Source organism: Synechococcus sp. NB0720_010, from assembly GCF_023078835.1.
Taxonomy (GTDB): domain Bacteria; phylum Cyanobacteriota; class Cyanobacteriia; order PCC-6307; family Cyanobiaceae; genus Vulcanococcus.
This window is the reverse complement of record NZ_CP090898.1, coordinates 189,114-206,453: the sequence shown is the minus strand read 5'-3', so window position 1 is coordinate 206,453 and position 17,340 is coordinate 189,114. Positions and strand designations below refer to the sequence as shown.

Below are 17,340 nucleotides of genomic sequence, written 5' to 3'. Positions count from 1 at the left end.
CTGGTGAGAGGAGCAGCACCAGCAGCTGTAGGTCGTGGCCGGTCATGTCGTCGTCAGGCTGCCCGTGGCCAAAGGCTAGGGGGTTTCTTCCGCCTGTTCCCAGCCCGGTAAGAGGCTGCGGATAAATGTCAGGAACAGGCCCAATCCAATGAAGGCAAAGGTGAAGGTGGCCAGAAAGGTCATCCCCACCACCAGGGTCTTCATAAAGACCGCAATGCTCTGGGCAAAGCGGGCCTCGTACTGGGGCGGATGGTCGGCGTAGTAGCCCACCACCTTCCCGGCCAATTGCAGCGCAAGCCAGCCGAAGCCAAAGCTCGTCAGGGAGCCGCTCAAGAAGCTGATTGGACCCTTGCGCGGTTTCTGCTTGGCGCTGGCGAGGTCTTGGCTGTCGCTTTGGGTCTCACTCACGCGGGGTGGATGGTGCTGCGTTCAGACCAGCGTGGCACCAGAGCCCGTGCAGCGGCACACCCAGGACTCAAAGCCAGCGGCTGCCAGGGGAGCGGCCAACTGCTGCTGCGCCGCTTCGGCGGCATCCCGGTCGACGAACAAGGCGAACAGGCTTGGCCCTGAGCCGCTCATGGCCACCGCAGCGGCCGCCTCAGCCCGCCGCAGGATCGACAATCCCTCCCGCACGCTCGCCACCTCCGGCTCCACCACCCTCTGGAGGTCATTGCGGATCACCGGCAGGGGCGCTCCGCCGCTCAATCCCTGCAACAACGCTGCCTCACGTAGGGCCTGGCGCCGCTGCTCAAAGTCGGCCTCAGTCGAGAGGTAGTCCGCTCCAAATTGCTCCCGGCACTGCCTGTAGGCCCAGGGGGTGGAGACGCTGGACTCTGGATGCTTGATCAGCAGCACCCCCAGTGCAGGGGGCTCCGGCAGGCCTGCGGACTCCAGAACCTCGCCCCGGCCAAAGCACAGCTGGGTGCCGCCATCTAGGCAGAACGGCATGTCCGAGCCGAGCTCAGCGGCCATCGCCAAGAGCTGCTCAGCGCTGAACCCACAGCCCCAAAGCGTGTTCAGACCCACCAGAGCCGCCGCACCATTGCTCGAGCCCCCCGCCAGCCCTGCCCCAATGGGGATGCGTTTGGTCAGGTGCATTGCGACACCGAGCTCGGGCAGTCCCACCCGCTGCTTCAGCAACTCAGCTGCCTTGACGATCAGGTTGTTGCCATCGGTCGGCAGGTCCGAGCGATCACAGCGCAGGCTCACCGCCCCATCAGCCGTCGGGCGGAGGCTGATCGTGTCGGCCAAATCCAGGGTCTGCATCACCATCGCCAGCTCGTGAAAGCCGTCAGGGCGAAGGCCCAGCACCTCGAGATGCAGGTTGATCTTGGCGGGGGCGCTGACCTGCAGCTCAGCCATGGCGAGATTGCGTCGAGTCCGGGATGAGCCGATTCAAGCCCGCCGCCAGGCTCACCCAACGCTCTGGTGCCACCTCCTGGGGACGCTGCTGCAGACCGATCTCCGCGGCCTCGGTCAGGCTCTGCAGCTGCTCAGCCTCCACCAGGCCCGAGAGGGTGTTGCGCAGCATCTTGCGGCGGGCAGCGAAACAGCGCCGCAGCAGCATCTCCACCGTTTTGGCCAGGGCTGGATCCAGTCGCTGCTCGAGCGGTAAGGGATCTAAGGCCACCACCTCACTCATGACCTTCGGCGGCGGTTGGAAGCAGCGAGGGGGCACAGGACAGACCGTGCTGCACCGCGCCAAGAGCTGCATCCGCACACTCAGGGCGGAATAGGCACTACTGCCGGGACGGGCCCGAATCCGCTCACCCACCTCCTGCTGCACCAACAGCACCAAACGGCGATAGGGCTGCAGCGCTGGGCGATCAAGACGTCCGACCAGGCGCTCCAACAGGGGCCCTGTGATGTTGTACGGAATGTTGGCGACCACGGCGGTGGCCTCCGGCAGCTCCACCGCCAACACATCCCCTTCGGTCAACGAGAAGCGCGGATTCGCACCAAAGCGCTCCTGCAGGCCCGACACCAGATCACGGTCCAGCTCAACGGCGCAGACCGCGCGGGCGGAGGACTCCAAGAGCCGCTCGGTGAGGGCTCCTCGACCCGGGCCCACCTCGAGGACCGTGTCAGCGGCGGTCAACTCTGCGGCCTGAAGAATCCGATCGAGCACGGACTGGTCCTTCAGCCAGTGCTGGCCAAAACGTTTGCGGGCGCGATGGGCCGCGAAGGACATCAGAGGACGGGCGCAGGCCTACGTCCACATTGCTTCACTCAGCGCCAAGGCAACCAACGCACAGGCCGGCGGCTTGGGGGCAGTGGGACCAAGGCACAGATCCATTCCCAGTGGCAGTCCTGATACTGCGGATGCCACTGCAACCAGAGCATCAAGCTGCTCTCCAGCCGCAACCGCTTGGGCCGCTTTAGGGCCGCCAACCCCCAGGCGTCCAGACCCGAGCGGGATCGGCCCTTGACCTCCACCAACAGCAGGCGCCCAGGTTTGTGGAGCAGCAAATCGAGCTCACCCCAACGGCAACACCAGCGCTGCTCAAGCAAGCGCCAACCGGCGGCCTGCAGCAGCCGCAGCGCCCGCTGCTCAGCCCAGTGGCCCTGCCGTTGTGAAGGAGAACGTCCGATCGCCTGCAGCCAGCACTGCCCCTCAGGATTCCCCTACGGATGGCAGCTGACCGCGCAGCTGCCGCAGGCAGTACTTGCAGCCGCCCGTGGTCACCAGGTGACGCTCGGGCGTGATCGAGATCTGACGGACCGGATGCTCCCGGCAGCGGATCTTGATCGGCGACTTAAAACTTCTGTATTGGATGCCGCTGTAGTCGTAGCGCTCCCCGAAGCGCGCCCTGGCCCGGGCCAAAAACGTATCGCGGTCGATCGGGTTGCCCATGGGCCTGCACTGGCGGTCGATCGCTCGACCCGTTCCGCTCAGTGAACCAAAAACGAGAGGGTCGTGAGGTTAGGAGAACAACCAACCGTCCCCACCCAGACACCCTGCCTAGGGTTGCCAGGCACCGGCTCTCCTCCATGCGTCGCTTCTTCCGGTCCCTGCTGTCCTCAGCGCTGCTTGCGCTGATCCTCCTTCTGGCGCAACCCGCACAGGCGGCGATGGACTACGCCAAGCAGGTGTTGATCGGCCACGACTTCGCCGGAGTCGACCTGCATGGCGCGACCTTCAATCTGACGAACCTGCGGGAAGCGGACTTCCACGGGGCCGACCTGCGCGGCGCCAGCCTCTACGGCGCCAAGCTCCAGGACGCCAACCTCGCCGGAGCGGACCTCAGCGACGCCACCCTCGACTCGGCCGTCCTCGAGGGAACGGACCTGCGCAATGCGGTCCTTGAGAACGCCTTTGCCTTCAACACCCGCTTCAAGGACGTCCTGATCGATGGGGCGGACTTCACCAACGTGCCCTTCCGCGGTGATGTCCTGAAAACCCTCTGCGCCAGTGCCAGCGGCACGAACCCCGTGACCGGTCGCGTCACCAAAGACACCCTTGAGTGCAGCTGAGGTCGGCACGCCATGAGCTTCGATGCCCGCAGCCTGGAGCGCCTGCAAGAACTCGGCCGCTCCCTCCCCAAGCCCCTTCCCAAACCCGAGTCCAGCGTCGAGCCGAAGCGGGCCTCCGCCAAACGCCATCGCGTTGAGACCGAGACCGATCCCCAGGCGCTATTCGGGGAATTGATGAAGGCCAGCCAAGACGGGACGGTCCCCCCCCATCTGATGGATCGCCTGCGCCAGGCGGAAGCCGATCAAGAGCGCAAACGGCAAGCCGCCCAACGGGAGCAGCTGCAATCCCTACAAGGCCAAACCAACCGCAGCCCTGGTGGCCTGCAAGCCCAGGGCAAACCCCAGGAACTCCTGCCCAATCAGCAGCGCCGGCGCCCCGCCAACAGCGAAGAACAGGATCTCTATGTGGCCTTCCAGCAGTTTCTGCTGGAAGGGGACGAGGAGAGCTGAGACCAACCCCTGGGACTCAGGGACGGAGCTCAGTGATCTGAGGACGCTGATCCAAAGCCATCACCTGAATCGTTCCCCCATCCAAGGGCAGGCGATCAAAGCGAAGGCTGCGCAGATCTGGATTGTCGTAGGTCTGGATGTAATAGACGAGGTTCTGCTGATCAGCGGCAACACTCCACTCGGTGATCTCATAGGTGCTCGTGGCACCGGCGCCCCCAAAGGCGCCCCCGGGCGGTAACTGCACGCTTCCCGGCGGTAAATCAAACTGACCCAGGATTCGGAAGGCCGTCCCCACCTGCTGCTGGCTGCTCAGGTTGGTGGGCGCGAAGCGACTCAGTGTCAGGGCCCGGATGAAGCGGGAGGTCGCCAGAAAATCTCCGGGTAGGCCATGCAGACCTGCGCCCGTACTGGCCGGGGGTAAGGCCAAGCCGTTGATGCGCATCTCCGGCGGTGGCATCGCGCTCAGATTGGCGTAGTTCCCTGCTGCCGCCAGGTGATACGGGAAGGGCGGATCGTTGGTATAGGTGCCCGTGGGGTTATCCATCAGGTTGAGCGCCCCGTCGATGTATTCCACCGAAAGGCTCTGGCCGCTGCGATCGTGCAGGGTCATGTGAATCGGCAACGGTCCACCGAAAGCCGGGACGCTGGCGCCGTTCACCAAAATCTTGGGCAAGCCGCGCTTGACCTCCGCGATGCTCGCGAAGTTCGTCAGCACATAGGTCAGCAGCTGCGCGCTGTTGATTGAGCGCTGGGTCTGCCCCGGCGGGACCGTTTGAAACTTGGCGTAGCCCGCGAAATACAGCAGTCCGCCGGCGAGGCCCTTTTCATTCATCCCATCGGGGACGACATCCTTGAGTCCCAGGGCATTCAGACCCACCACGGCGTAGCGACTGGTCCAGGCCAGACCATTGCCCTGCCCTCCATCGGGGCCATTGCCCCGCAGTGGCGTACCCCGCTGAATCAGCACGGCCTGGCTGTTGAGCGGCTGGCCGAATTCCATCGTGCGCGCATAGACCCGACCGCCATCGGATCCGCGCAGCACAAAGCTGGTGCACGCCCGCAGAGGCGAAGCCGTCAGCCCACCCAGTCCCGCAGCCGCCAGAGCGGCGACGAGCGAGTGAGCCGGCCGGCGCAGGCGGCGAATCCATCGCTCCATCGATCCAGGGGCAGGCACAACCACCACCCTGACCATCCAGGACGGAGACGGCAACATCAACCCTAGTGGTACACCTGAACTATCCTGAAGGGGTGTGTCGGGTGCGTGCGTGTCGGTCCCTGTTGTTCTGATCGGCGGGCTGCGGGACGAGCGCCCGCGGCGGCCGCTTCCCTTGGCCAGCAGCACCGTGGCCGCCGGCTTCCCCAGCCCCGCCGACGACTACATCGATGTCGGCATCGACCTGAACGAGACCCTGATCCGGCACCCCAGCAGCACCTTTTTTCTGCGGGTGAGCGGTGATTCGATGGTCGGGGCCGGGATCCAGCACGGCGACCTGCTGGTGGTGGACCGCAGCCTCGAGGCCCGGCCGGGCCATGTCGTGGTGGCCGTGCTCGACGGCGCCTTCACCTTGAAGCGCCTGGCTCGCCACCAAGGGCGGCTGCGGCTCGAAGCCGCCAACAGCGCCTACCCCCCCTTGGAGCTGCACCACTGCGGCGATGTGCAGATCTGGGGTGTCGCCATCCACGCCATTCACAGCCTCGCCGCCCATGGCTGACGCCCTCGGGCTGATCGATGCCAACAACTTCTATGCCAGCTGTGAGCAGGCCTTCGATCCCGCGCTCCTGGGGCGCCCCGTCGTGGTGCTCTCCAACAACGACGGCTGCGTGGTCTCCCGCAGCAGCGAGGCCCGGCAACTCGGCATTGGCATGGGCAAGCCCTACTTCCAGATCGCGGAGCAACTGGAACAGCACGGCGTGGTCGTGCGCAGTTCCAACTACGCCCTCTACGGCGACATGAGCCAACGGCTGATGAGCAGCCTGGAGCCCTTCGTCGCCGAGCTGGAGGTGTACTCGATCGATGAGGCCTTCGTTCGTCTGCCGAGGCCCAAAAGCGGTGACCTCCTTCCCTGGGCCAGTGCCCTGCGCAGCCGGATCCGCCACAACCTGGGGCTGCCCATTGCCATCGGCCTGGCCAACAGCAAAGTGCTGGCGAAAGTGGCGAACCACATCGCCAAGGGAGAACGGCAACACGCTGGTGTCTTTGACCTCAGTCGACCCGAGGAGACCACCGCCTGGCTGGAGGAAACCCCGGTGGAGGAGATCTGGGGGGTCGGCCGACGCCTGAGCCGCTGGTGCCGGCTACGGGGTGTCAGCACGGCGCAGCAACTCAGGGACATGCCCAGCGGAGAACTGCGGGCCAAAGCCGGGGTGGTGGGTTTGCGCCTGCAATTGGAACTGCAGGGCATCAGCTGCCTGCCGCTGGAGCAGCAACCAGCGGACAAACAGGAAACCTGCGTCAGCCGCAGCTTCAGCCGGCCCGTCACCACCGAAGAGGAACTGCGCCAGGCCATCGCCAGTTATGTCAGCCGCGGCGCCGAGAAGTTGAGGCGGCAACGGCAACGGGCCGGACGACTCACAGTCTTCGCACGAACCAGTCCCTTTGCCCCAGGCTTCTACAGCCAGGCCGCCAGCGTCAGCCTGCCCCTCGCCAGCAACGACACCGGGGTTCTACTGCGGGCCGCCAGCCAGATGATCTCCAGCCTCTACCGGCCCTACAAGCGCTTCGCCAAGGCGGGAATTTTGCTGCAGGAGCTGCAGCCCGAGGCGCAGTTGCAACACCACCTGCTGCAACCGCTCAGTGGCGCCGAGCAACAGCGGCGGGAGGCGCTCATGGCCAGCATCGATCGGCTCAATCGCCGCCATGGCCGCGGAACGGTGCAATGGGCCGCCTGCGGACTGCAGCCGGCTTGGCTGATGCGACGGGAACAGCTTTCCAGGGCCGCCACCACGCGACTCAGCGACCTGCCCACCGTCTGGGCTCGCTAGGCCGTCAAACGGCGCCGTATTTGGCGGTGCTCTGCTTCACACAGAAGGCTTTGGCCTCCTCGATGGAATCGCGCTGCTCGATGCGTTGGGCCACACAGTTGCAGGTGTCTTGAACCATGCCCGGCGGGGGGGATTTGCCAGCGGCCTTGAAGTCCGCATTCATCGCCCTGGCGCACTGGTTCTGAATGATCTGAACGACCATGTTTTGCGCCGAAGCAGGCGCAGCAACAAGCAGGGTGCTGCCGCTCAAAACGGCCACACCAGCAGCGCGTGTCACGAGCAAACGGGCGTCAGTCAGGGGAAGAGCCGGAACGGTTCAGATTGGTGATAGCAGCGCTGAAGCGGAAATGGCAGAGCTGTAGGGAAAGAACAGGCGGCCCTAGGCCGGTTGGGCGTCCTGGACAATCACGTCCTCAAAACTGGCGCGACGCTGGGAATCGAGGTGATCGATGTGTTTGCGCTCGTTGTAATAGAGGTCCTGAAAGCGCAGAGCATCGCTGTTGAGTTCAGCGAACATGGCCTCAATGCGGGCCTCCATGTCCTGGCTGGCGCCCTGGGGAACAGGATCCGGCTGCTGGCTGTCATCGAGCAGACGGGCGATACAGCGCTCGAGGGTCTCCAGTCGTTGACTGCTCCAGGCATCCAGAAGGTGACGACAGCGTTTGACGCTGCGCTGCCGCTCGAGGGCTGCCGTGGCACCACGCAATTGCAAGGATGGGTTGCTGAGGGCGAGTCGCTGAACGTCGCTGGGCTCCAGCAGGGGAGTCAGGCGGGCGAGCAATTCCGTTGGCAGTCCTGAGTCGGGATCATCCGCCAAGAGCAGCTGATCGCTCAGTAACCGCGGCAGATCGAGGTCCGCGAGATCGGAACCGGCCTCACTGCCACGGTTGATCGCCTCCAGCCGGCCAACACCGAGGTTGTCTTCCTCGAGGGAGCTGATCACCGCCCAGAGCTGACGGTGATGGGCGATGGCGAAGTCATCGAGCTCGCGGCGGCGCAACTCAGCGCGGATCGGACCGCGATAGGCCGGGCAGTGGAGATAGAGGCGCAGGACCTCGGCCTCGGCCCGCTCCCGCAGGCCCGCCTCACCGGGCTGCTCCCAGCGGCGGGAGCGCCCATGCCAGCGCTGACCTTTGACCTGCTGGCGCAGGTCGTCCTCCAACTGCAGAGCGAGCCGCGCCTGGCCACCACTGAGGCGCTCGGCCACCTGCTGGAGGTAGCGGGAGCGAACGGCGCTGGCGGGCAGCTTGCCCAGCAGCGCCACCAGATCCGTGACCGCCTTTTGGAACTGGTCGGCCTTGCTGAGGTCGCAGCCGTGCAGGACCTGGTCGATCTGCCAATCGAGCCAGAGGGGGGATTGATCCAGCAGGGAGCGGTAGTCCCCTGCGCCGTGCTGCTTGAGGAATTCATCGGGGTCCTTGCCGCTCGGCAGGTGGAGAACCCGCAACTCCAGCTGCCCCTGCAGGGCCAACTGCTCCACCTCGCCAATGGCGCGCTGGGCGGCCCGGACACCAGCGCCATCGGCATCAAAGTTCAGGATCAGCCGTTTGCCGTCGCAGCAGCGACAGAGCTGGGTGATCTGCTGATTGCTCAGGGCTGTCCCGAGGGCCGCAACCGCATTGGTGATGCCCGCGGCATGGAGGGCGATGACATCGAAATAGCCCTCCACCACGACCGCGCGATCGGCCTTGCGGATCGCATTGACAGCCTTATCGAGGCCAAAGAGGTGTTTGCCCTTCTCAAACACCTCCGTCTCCGGAGAGTTCAGGTACTTCGGCTCACCGCCATCGAGGCTGCGGCCACCAAAGCCAATGATTCGGCCCTGGCGATCCGCGATCGGAACCATCACCCGATGGCGGAAGCGGTCATAGAAGCCATCCCCGCCGCGGCGTGGCACCACCAGCCCGGCCGCCTCCAATAGCTCAGGACTGAGTCCCTCCACCTGTTGGAGATGGCTCAGCAGACCATCCCATCGCTCCGGGGCATAGCCCAGACCAAAGGCCTCAAGGGTGGCCTCATCAAGACCACGGCTGGTCTTGAGGTAGTCAAGGGCCGCGGCGCCCTCCGGAGCGCGCAATTGTGAGCGGAACCATCCAGCAGCCAGGGAGAGGGCCTTGTGGAGTTGATCCCGGCGCGAGAGCTGCTGCCGCAGTCGTTCCTGCTGAGGACCCTCCAGGGTCTCCACGGGAAGCTGGTACTTGCGCGCCAACTCCAGGACGACGTCACTGAAGCTCTGACGCTGCAACTCCATCAAAAACTTGATCGAGTTGCCGCCGGCGCCACAGGAGAAGCAGTAGTAGAACTGCTTGGCCGGTGACACCGTCATCGACGGTGATTTGTCGTCGTGGAAGGGGCAAACCCCGACGAATTCCCTGCCCTTCTTTTTGAGCACAACGTGCTCGCCCACCACATCGACGATGTCAGCGCGCTCTTTAACGGCCTCGATCGTGCGGGGATGGAGGCGAGGGACTGACACGCTCCGGGCGCAAGTGACGCTCCAGGATGGCAGGGCTGGCCTGTGGATGCTGTCCAGCACGCTGAGCTTCAGCCTGATGGGGGTCTGCGTCAAAGCGCTGGGCGGCAGGATCCCTGTGGCCGAGGTGGTGATGGCTCGCTCCGCCATCAGCCTGGTGCTGAGTGTCGCGATGCTGCGGCAGGCCGGTCTCGATCCCTGGGGACAGCGCAAAGGGCTGCTGATCCTGCGGGGCGCCATCGGCACGGGAGCTCTGTTCTGCGTCTTCGCAGCCCTGGCCCAACTGCCCCTGGCACCCGCCACGGTCCTTCAGTACCTGCAGCCCACCTTCACGGCACTGCTGGCCTGGCTGCTCTTGAAGGAAAGACTCGGGGCCAAGGTTTGGATCGCCGCGCTGCTGGGCTGGCTCGCGGTCCTGATCCTCAGCAACCCGATGGAGCTCATGGGCCTGCTTGGGCCCCTCGGCAGTCGATTACTGCAGGTTCAGGCCACGCCCTTACCCATGGGGGGCGTGCTGCTGGCCCTGGCGGGAGCGCTGTTGTCGGCTTGTGCCTACGTCAGCGTGCGGGCCCTTGGCCGCACCGAGCATCCCCTGGTGATCGTTTTTTACTTCCCCCTGGTGGGGTTGGTGCTGACGGCGCCACTGGTGCTGCTGCAGCCGGTTTGGCCAAGCACCTGGGAACTCCTGGCCTTAATCGGCGTTGGGGTCTTCACCCAGCTGGGCCAGATCGGCATCACCAAGGGATTACTGGGGATGCCAGCGGCGCGAGCGACGGCCATGAGCTACGGCCAGGTGCCGCTGGCTGCCCTGTGGGGATGGCTGCTCTTCCAGGAACCCTTGGACCCCGACACCACCACGGCCGCAGTGCTCGTGTTAGCTGCAACGCTCCTGAGCCTGAAACCGCAGCGACGCCCAGCGGCCTAGCTCTGCTCACCCTTCAGCGGAAGGGGATAGGTCAACCAGTCCTGGGTCGCGCCGTCCTCACTGCCACTGGGCCGGGCCAAGCGCCAGCTCTGACCCCGCTCACCGCGCTGCAGATACAGATCAAAAGCGCTGTCGACGCGAATGGGATCCCCGGCCAGGCGCCAATCAAACCGCCCCGTGAGATGGATGCCTTTGCCGCCGCCAATGGGGAGGCTCTCCTGGGATTCCACCCGCACCCGGCTGACCTGGGGTGGGCCAGAGGCGTCCAGGGTCAGGGCATCGGCGATGGAGCGCTGGGTGAGATCGATCTGCAGCGCAAGAGCCGAGAGCAGCACCTTCTGGGGAGGCTGACCAGAACCACCACATCCACCCAGACCGAGGGCCAACACGGATGACAACAGCAGGGCCAAAGCCCAGGTCAACAGGCGAGAAAGTGGTGCAAGGCGATCAGCCTGGGCGGTCAGACCGGGCAGCATGGCGGGCAGTGAGCGTCTCCCCATGATCGGCTGGCTGCAAGGGCAACTCGCCGATCGCTGGCACCTGAACAACCGATTCGGGGTTCTGCTCGTCTGCTCAGGGGTGGGCTACGAGGTCCAGATGCCCCGTCGCCACTGGGATCAGCTCGGAGGAAACGGCACCGAGGCCGCCCTGCATGTCCACCAGGTCATTCGCGAGGACAGCTGGACGCTCTATGGCTTCTGTGCACGCCATGAGCGCGATCTCTTCCGCGAACTGGTGGCCGTCAGCGGCGTCGGCCCGCAGATGGCCCTGGGGCTGCTTGGGCAACTGAGCTGCGAGGAGCTGGTGCGCGCAATTGTGCAGGCCGATCTTCGCCAGCTCTGCCAGGCGCCGGGGGTGGGGAAGCGCACCGCCGAGCGGCTCTCGGTGGAACTGCGCACCCGGCTCCAGCAGCGCTACGGGGAAAGCCTGCAGTTGAGCCAGTCGGACGACCTGCAGGTCAGCGACAGCGGAGAGGGGCCGGCCGCGGGCGTTCGGGAAGAGGTTCAGCTCACCCTTTCGGCGCTCGGCTACGAAGCCCTGGAGATCAACCGGGCCCTGCGGGCGATCAGCCCACAGGGCCCTGAACTTGGGGAGGACGGCGACGCCTGGCTGCGGGAAAGCCTGCGCTATCTCTCCCGCGACGTGGCCTGAGACCTGGATGTCCCACGGGGCAGTAAGTTGGTTGTTTGCACCGTCAGGGCCAGACGCCGCGCATGCCGCTCGACACCACCAAGAAGCAGGAACTAATCAACGCTCACCAGACCCATGGCACCGACACCGGTTCCGTGGAAGTTCAGGTGGCGATGCTGAGCGAGCGCATCAGCAAGCTGAGTGGTCACCTGCAGGGCAACATCCATGACTTCTCATCCCGCCAGGGTCTGCTGAAGATGATCGGCCGCCGCAAGCGCCTCCTCAGCTACCTGCGCAGCAACAGCGAGCAGCGCTATTCCGACCTGATCAAAAAGCTCGGCATCCGCGGCTGAGATGGCAAACGAGGGGAAAAACCGCTCCCGCCCGCAGAAGGGCGGCGGCGGACTCGCGCCAAGCGTCCCCCCGAGCCAATCCAAAGCAGCCCAAGGTCGCTCCAAGCCGACCAACCCACAAGCCATTCCACCGGCCGTCGCCAATCGCATGGCGCGGCGGGTGGGCATCGCCACCGGCATTCCCACGGTGATGGGCATGGCCACCTTCATCGTGAGCTATGTGGTGGTCAGCCGTGGAATTCTGGACATTCCCCCCGCCGCCACCCTGGTGACGTCTGGGGGATTTTTCCTGTTGGGCCTGCTCGGATTGAGCTACGGGGTCTTGTCAGCAAGTTGGGAAACCTCAGCGGGAACCCTGCTGGGATTCGAGCAGATCGGCGTGAACATCAGCCGGCTGCGCAACTCCGTTAAGCGGCCACCAGCTTCGAGCTGAGTCGGGCCCGGAAGGCCTGGGCCTCAAGACTGCTGAGGGCAGCACGACTGTCGCGCACGCAGAACTGGTGGCCCAGGCGCACATAGCGCACCTGGCTTTGGTCCTTGACCATCGCCACGACAGGGACACGAACACCTCCCTCGTCTTTCTCGGTGCGGTGCTGGTTCAGGCATTCCCGCAGCTTGTGCTGAATGGCGATGTCGCTGGCCTGCGGTCCATCCAGTTCCACCACGAGAAACTGGAGCTCGTCGATGACACGGCAGTCGTCCACGATCAGCTGGACCTGTTCATCGCGCCGGTCGACGGAGGCCCAGACCAGCAGCCGGGCATCGACCATCAGGTGATCCGAAAGGCGGGCGTAGGTCTTGGGGAAGACCACCGCTTCACAACTGCCGCTGAGATCCTCCAGCTGCAGGACCGCCATCCGATCCCCCTTGCGCGTGGTCACCGGGCGTAGGCCTGAGACCATGCCAACGACGCTGACCCGCGCCTTATCGGCCTGCTCCTCGAGGCCACCCAGGCCGACGGGTGAAAGCAACTGGACCGGTCGAGTCAGCTGCTTGAGCGGGTGATCAGAGAGATAGAAACCCACCAGTTCCTTCTCGAGCCTGAGCTTTTCGGTGGGCGGATAGTCCTTGACCGGTGCCGCCTTGGGTGCGGTGCTCAGGTCAGATCCACCCCCCTGGGTCTCCTCTGCATCCCCACTGGCTGGAGCCGCAAACAGGTCAAAGAGATTGCCCTGGCCACTGGCGCGGTCGCGGGCGCGGGACGAGGCCCAATCAACGATCAAATCCAGATCGGCCATCAGCTGAGCCCGGTTGGCCTCCTGCTCGAGGGCGTCCATGGCACCGCAATGGATTAACGCTTCCAGGGAGCGGCGGTTCAAGGTGGTGCCGGGAATGCGATCGCAGAGATCGGCAAGGGACTGGAAGGGACCGTCACTGCTGCGGGCCTCCAGCAGGGCACGAATCGCACCCTCGCCGAGATTACGCACGGCCGAGAGGCCAAACAAGATGCGATCGCCGACGGGGGTGAAGTCAATCCCGGAGGCATTCACATCGGGGGGCATGACCTCGATCCCCATTGCATTGCAATTGGAGATGTAGCGCTGCACTTTGTCGGTGCTGCCGGCATTCACCGTGAGCAGCGCCGCCATATAGGCAACGGGGTAGTGGGCCTTGAGGTAGGCGGTCTGATACGTCACCGCGCCATAGGCGGTGGAATGGCTCTTGTTGAAGCAGTACTCCGCGAAGAGCACCATCTGGTCGAAGAGCTCATCGGCGATCTTGGCGTCGACACCACGCTCACTTGCACCTTTGACAAAGATGTCTCGGTGCTTCTGCATCTCCGAGACTTTCTTCTTACCCATGGCCCGGCGGAGAAGATCCGCCTCTCCAAGGGAATAGCCCGCCAGATCCTGAGCGATCTTCATGATCTGCTCCTGGTAAACCATGATCCCGTAGGTCTCCTGCAGGATCGGCTCCAACTTGGCGTGGGCGAAATCAATCGCCTCGCGGCCGTGCTTGCGGTTGATGAATTTGGGAATCAGCCCCGCGTCGAGCGGGCCCGGTCGGTAGAGGGCCAGGATCGATGAGATGTCCTCCAGGGAGGAGGGCTTGAGGTCCCGCACGATCTGGCGCATCCCACTGGATTCCAGCTGAAAAATGCCCTCCAGGTCTCCACGCGCCAGCAGGCCAAAGGTGCCTTCGTCATCCAAGGGAAGGGCATCGGGATCGATGCTGACCCCTGAGCTCTGCTGCACCAGATCGACGGTTTTGTCGATCATCGTGAGGTTTTTCAGCCCCAGGAAGTCCATCTTCAACAGACCCATGGACTCCACGTCTTCCATGAAGTACTGGGTGATCACCTGACCGTCGTTGTTGCGTTGCAGCGGAACGACTTCATCGAGGGGATCGGCGGCGATCACCACACCCGCAGCGTGGACGCCAAAGGTTTTGTTGGTTCCCTCAATGCGCATCGCCATGTCGACCCAGCGCTTCACTGCGGGATCGCCGAGGTACTTCTCGCGGAACTCAGGGGCGGGTGATTCCTCACCGATCATCTCCTTGAGCTTGGCGGGTTTGCCGCGCACCACCGGAATCAACTTGGCGAGACGATCGGCATCGCCGTAGGGGATATCCAGCACCCGGGCCACATCCTTGAGGACGGCCTTGGAGGTCATCCGGTTGAAGGTGATGATCTGGGCGACCTTGTCTTCGCCATAGCGCTCGGTGACGTAGTCGATCACCTCACCACGTCGCTCGATGCAGAAGTCCGTGTCGATATCAGGCATCGACTTGCGCTCTGGGTTCAAGAAGCGCTCGAAGAGCAGACCGTTAGTGACCGGATCAATGTTGGTGATGCCGAGGGCGTAGGCCACCAAGGAGCCGGCGGCGGAACCGCGACCAGGGCCCACCGGGATGCCGTTGTCTCGGGCAAAGCGGATGTAGTCCCAAACCACCAGGAAGTAGGTCGGAAAGCCCATTTGCTCCATCACCTGGAGCTCGAAATCGAGGCGTTCGCCATAGGTGGCCTCGAAACCGCTGCCCTCCGGAAGCCCCAGGCGCGCGCGTAGTCCCTGCTCGGTCACCTCCCGCAGATAACTCACCGGGGTGTGCCCCTCGGGGATTGGGAAGCGGGGCATTTGATAGCGCCCAAGGATGTCGTAGTCCTCGACCTTCTCGGCCACCAGGGCCGTATTGGCAACGGCCTCGGCCACCACCTCGGGCTCCAAGTGGTCCGCGAAGAGTCCGAGCATTTCCTGCTCGCTCTTAATGAACTCCGTCCCCGTGTAGCGAAGACGCTTCTCATCGGTGACCAACTTGCCCGTCAGCACGCACAGCAGGGCGTCGTGGGCCTCGGCGTCATTGCTGGTGAGGTAGTGGGCATCGTTGGTCGCCACCAACGGAATCCCCAATTCCTTGGAGATCTTCGCCATCTCCACATTGACGATCCGATCTTCCGGGGAGCCGTGGTCTTGAATCTCGAGGTAGAAGTCGTCGCCAAAGACCCCCTGGTACCAACGGGCCACATCCCGGGCCACATCGGGGCGATCCCGCAGGATCGCCTGGGGGATTTCACCGCCCAGACAGGCCGTGGCAATGATCAGGCCCTCGCTATGGCGCTCGAGGGTCGGCTTATCGATGCAAGCTCTAGAGAAAATGCCCCGCCCGCGCATGCCCCGCAGGTGGCTGATGCTGGTGAGCTTGACCAAATTGCGATAGCCCACCGCGTTCTTGGCCAGGACAACCAGGTGGTAGCGGCGCTCCTTCTTCGGTGGGTTGGGGTCATCAATGGAGCCATTGATGACATACATCTCGTTGCCGATGATCGGCTTGACGGAACTGCTGCGGCAGAGCTTCAGCAGCTCAATCGCGCCGTACATCACACCGTGATCGGTCAGGGCGATCGCCGGCATTCCCAGCTCCTCAGACCGCTTCACCATGGCCGGCAGCTGACTTGCCCCATCCAGAAGGCTGTAGTCGCTGTGGTTATGGAGGGGGACGAAGGCCAAGCGCGAAGAAAGCGGTGGAGCCGAGGCTGAGTCCAGGCTAAGCCGGCAACACCAGATTCAGGGCCTAAGCCACCACTTCTTCAGCCCGGCACGCCACCACTAGGGATCAGGGCACCAAAGACGCCTGGGGACGCTTGTCCATGACGCGCGCGGCCTGCTCGTAGTGATAAGCGACCTGGAGCAGGCGCTCCTCTTGAAGAACACCGGTGATGAGCTGCACGCCAATGGGCAGACCAGCCCCATCAAAACCGCAGGGGAGGCTGATGGCCGGGAGACCGGCCATGTTGGCGGGAATCGTCAACAGGTCAGCCAAGTACATCGCCAGGGGGTCTTCAGCGTGGGCGCCGAAGCCAAAGGCAGTGGTGGGTGAGGTGGGGGTGAGCAACACATCCACCTGACCAAAGGCGGCGTCGAAGTCACGGCGAATCAGGGTGCGGACCTGCTGCGCCTTCTTGTAGTAGGCATCCACGTAGCCGGCCGAGAGGGCATAGGTGCCAATCAGGATCCGGCGCTTGACCTCGTCACCGAAGCCTTCGGCCCGGCTGCGGGAGGTCATCTCCGCCAGGCTCGCGGCATCCTCAGCCCGGTAGCCGTACTTCACGCCGTCGTAGCGGGCCAGGTTGGCGGACGCCTCCGAGGGGGCAATCACGTAGTAGGTGGCAATGCCGTCGTTGAAGCGGGGGCAGCTGACATCAACGAGATCACAGCCCAGGGCCTCGAGTTGGGCCGCAGCGGCCATCACCGAGGCCTTGACCTCAGGGTGCAGGCCCTCGGCTTCAAAACATTCCCGCACGATGCCCACGCGCAGCCCCGCCACCGGTTGGGTCAAGGCCGCCCGGTAATCGGGTACGGGAGCCTTCAGACAGGTCGAATCGCGGGGGTCCTCACCGGCGATCACCTGGAGCAACTCGGCGGCATCCGAGACGCTGTTGGCGAAGGGCCCCACCTGATCCAGGGAGCTGGCGAAAGCCACCAAGCCATAGCGGCTGACACGGCCGTAGGTGGGTTTGAGGCCCACCACCCCGCAGAAGGAGGCGGGCTGGCGAATGGAGCCGCCGGTGTCGGATCCCAGGGAACCGACACACTCACCAGCTGCCACGGCGGCGGCACTGCCACCGGAACTGCCCCCGGGAACCTTGTCCGTGTTCCAGGGGTTGCGGCTTGGGCCGAAGACTGAGGTCTCGGTCGAGCTGCCCATGGCGAACTCGTCGAGATTGGTTTTGCCAAGCAGGACTGCGCCGGCACCCCAGAGCCGATCGGTCACCGTGGACTCATAGGGGGGAACGAAGTTCTCCAGCATCCGGCTGGAGCAGGTCGTTCGGATCCCACGGGTGCAGAGGTTGTCCTTGATGGCCAGGGGAACACCCGCCAAGGGCGGGAGCTCAGCACCAGAGGCCCTCAGGGCATCAATGCGGTCGGCATCGGCACGGGCCCGTTCAGCCGTGACCTCGGTGTAGGCCTTAACGCTGGGCTCAACCGCCTCGATGCGGCTGAGGTGATGGTCCGTGAGCTCACGGGCGGACACATCGCCGCTTTTGAGCTGGTCGCGCCACTCGGCGATACCCATCAAACCCAGGTCCAAACCAAGGGTTGACGCTATCAGCC

Annotated in this window: 19 protein-coding genes; 8 read left to right on the top strand and 11 right to left on the bottom strand. The window is 64.4% G+C overall.

Annotated features, from left to right (window positions below; translation table 11 throughout):
- Positions 1 to 75: 75 nt before the first annotated feature.
- The 5 genes from LY254_RS01110 to LY254_RS01090 all read right to left on the bottom strand — a co-directional run bounded on the left by LY254_RS01110 (position 76) and on the right by LY254_RS01090 (position 2,854).
- The gene (locus tag LY254_RS01110; RefSeq protein ID WP_247478250.1) at positions 76 to 408 is read right to left on the bottom strand and encodes a DUF3082 domain-containing protein; all 333 of its coding nucleotides are present in this window, start codon (positions 406 to 408) and stop codon (positions 76 to 78) included.
- 21 nt (positions 409 to 429) lie between these two features.
- Entirely contained in the window at positions 430 to 1,362 is a 933-nt protein-coding gene (gene ispE, locus LY254_RS01105) for a 4-(cytidine 5'-diphospho)-2-C-methyl-D-erythritol kinase (protein ID WP_247478248.1), read from the bottom strand.
- A complete protein-coding gene (gene rsmA, locus LY254_RS01100; RefSeq protein ID WP_010316841.1) occupies positions 1,355 to 2,191 on the bottom strand; it encodes a 16S rRNA (adenine(1518)-N(6)/adenine(1519)-N(6))-dimethyltransferase RsmA in 837 nt (278 codons plus the stop codon). Before rsmA ends, ispE begins: the two co-directional genes overlap by 8 nt.
- A 38-nt stretch (positions 2,192 to 2,229) precedes the next feature.
- Positions 2,230 to 2,532 carry a YraN family protein gene (locus LY254_RS01095; RefSeq protein WP_371820547.1) on the bottom strand — a complete coding sequence of 101 codons (303 nt, stop codon included), beginning with the start codon at positions 2,530 to 2,532 and terminating at the stop codon, positions 2,230 to 2,232.
- Positions 2,533 to 2,614: 82 nt separating this feature from the next.
- Positions 2,615 to 2,854: a hypothetical protein gene (locus tag LY254_RS01090; RefSeq protein ID WP_010316837.1), complete on the bottom strand. Its 240-nt coding sequence runs from the start codon at positions 2,852 to 2,854 to the stop codon at positions 2,615 to 2,617.
- A gap of 137 nt (positions 2,855 to 2,991) precedes the next feature.
- On the opposite strand from LY254_RS01090, the gene LY254_RS01085 reads away from it, so the two are divergent.
- Both LY254_RS01085 and LY254_RS01080 read left to right on the top strand, forming a co-directional pair.
- On the top strand, positions 2,992 to 3,474 hold the full coding sequence (locus LY254_RS01085; protein ID WP_247478246.1) for a pentapeptide repeat-containing protein: 483 nt from the start codon (positions 2,992 to 2,994) through the stop codon (positions 3,472 to 3,474).
- Positions 3,475 to 3,486: 12 nt separating this feature from the next.
- A complete protein-coding gene (locus LY254_RS01080) occupies positions 3,487 to 3,924 on the top strand; it encodes a hypothetical protein (protein ID WP_247478243.1) in 438 nt (145 codons plus the stop codon).
- Between the two features lie 16 nt (positions 3,925 to 3,940).
- On the opposite strand, the gene LY254_RS01075 is transcribed toward LY254_RS01080, so the two are convergent.
- Positions 3,941 to 5,137 (bottom strand): choloylglycine hydrolase family protein, encoded by a 1,197-nt coding sequence (locus tag LY254_RS01075; RefSeq protein ID WP_247478232.1) that lies wholly within the window; start codon positions 5,135 to 5,137, stop codon positions 3,941 to 3,943.
- 52 nt (positions 5,138 to 5,189) lie between these two features.
- On the opposite strand from LY254_RS01075, the gene LY254_RS01070 reads away from it, so the two are divergent.
- Positions 5,190 to 5,636 (top strand): LexA family transcriptional regulator, encoded by a 447-nt coding sequence (locus LY254_RS01070; RefSeq protein ID WP_247478230.1) that lies wholly within the window; start codon positions 5,190 to 5,192, stop codon positions 5,634 to 5,636.
- On the top strand, positions 5,629 to 6,906 hold the full coding sequence (locus LY254_RS01065) for a Y-family DNA polymerase (protein WP_247478227.1): 1,278 nt from the start codon (positions 5,629 to 5,631) through the stop codon (positions 6,904 to 6,906). The genes LY254_RS01070 and LY254_RS01065 overlap by 8 nt, the downstream gene beginning before the upstream one ends.
- 4 nt (positions 6,907 to 6,910) lie before the next feature.
- Here LY254_RS01065 and LY254_RS01060 read toward each other — a convergent pair whose 3' ends face one another.
- On the bottom strand, positions 6,911 to 7,165 hold the full coding sequence (locus LY254_RS01060; protein ID WP_247478225.1) for a hypothetical protein: 255 nt from the start codon (positions 7,163 to 7,165) through the stop codon (positions 6,911 to 6,913).
- A 120-nt stretch (positions 7,166 to 7,285) separates the two neighbouring features.
- On the bottom strand, positions 7,286 to 9,382 hold the full coding sequence (gene dnaG / locus LY254_RS01055) for a DNA primase (RefSeq protein WP_247478222.1): 2,097 nt from the start codon (positions 9,380 to 9,382) through the stop codon (positions 7,286 to 7,288).
- A 46-nt stretch (positions 9,383 to 9,428) separates the two neighbouring features.
- Here dnaG and LY254_RS01050 point away from each other — a divergent pair, with 46 nt between their 5' ends.
- Positions 9,429 to 10,304, top strand: coding sequence for a DMT family transporter (locus LY254_RS01050; protein ID WP_247478220.1), 876 nt, complete (start codon positions 9,429 to 9,431; stop codon positions 10,302 to 10,304).
- Here the strand turns inward: LY254_RS01050 and LY254_RS01045 are convergent.
- The gene (locus LY254_RS01045; RefSeq protein WP_247479965.1) at positions 10,301 to 10,780 is read right to left on the bottom strand and encodes a hypothetical protein; all 480 of its coding nucleotides are present in this window, start codon (positions 10,778 to 10,780) and stop codon (positions 10,301 to 10,303) included. The two genes, LY254_RS01050 and LY254_RS01045, sit on opposite strands and share 4 nt — an antisense overlap.
- 22 nt (positions 10,781 to 10,802) lie before the next feature.
- Here LY254_RS01045 and ruvA point away from each other — a divergent pair, with 22 nt between their 5' ends.
- The 3 genes from ruvA to LY254_RS01030 all read left to right on the top strand — a co-directional run bounded on the left by ruvA (position 10,803) and on the right by LY254_RS01030 (position 12,221).
- Complete coding sequence (gene ruvA / locus LY254_RS01040) at positions 10,803 to 11,456, top strand: Holliday junction branch migration protein RuvA (protein ID WP_029626278.1); 654 nt, start codon at positions 10,803 to 10,805, stop codon at positions 11,454 to 11,456.
- Positions 11,457 to 11,518: 62 nt separating this feature from the next.
- A complete protein-coding gene (gene rpsO, locus LY254_RS01035) occupies positions 11,519 to 11,788 on the top strand; it encodes a 30S ribosomal protein S15 (RefSeq protein WP_010316819.1) in 270 nt (89 codons plus the stop codon).
- Position 11,789: 1 nt separating this feature from the next.
- Complete coding sequence (locus tag LY254_RS01030) at positions 11,790 to 12,221, top strand: PAM68 family protein (protein ID WP_247478217.1); 432 nt, start codon at positions 11,790 to 11,792, stop codon at positions 12,219 to 12,221.
- On the opposite strand, the gene LY254_RS01025 is transcribed toward LY254_RS01030, so the two are convergent.
- Together LY254_RS01025 and gatA are read right to left on the bottom strand one after the other, a co-directional pair.
- Positions 12,196 to 15,735, bottom strand: coding sequence for a DNA polymerase III subunit alpha (locus LY254_RS01025; protein WP_247478215.1), 3,540 nt, complete (start codon positions 15,733 to 15,735; stop codon positions 12,196 to 12,198). The genes LY254_RS01030 and LY254_RS01025 overlap by 26 nt on opposite strands.
- Before the next feature lie 106 nt (positions 15,736 to 15,841).
- Entirely contained in the window at positions 15,842 to 17,302 is a 1,461-nt protein-coding gene (gene gatA / locus LY254_RS01020; protein WP_010316816.1) for an Asp-tRNA(Asn)/Glu-tRNA(Gln) amidotransferase subunit GatA, read from the bottom strand.
- Positions 17,303 to 17,340 lie beyond the last annotated feature (38 nt).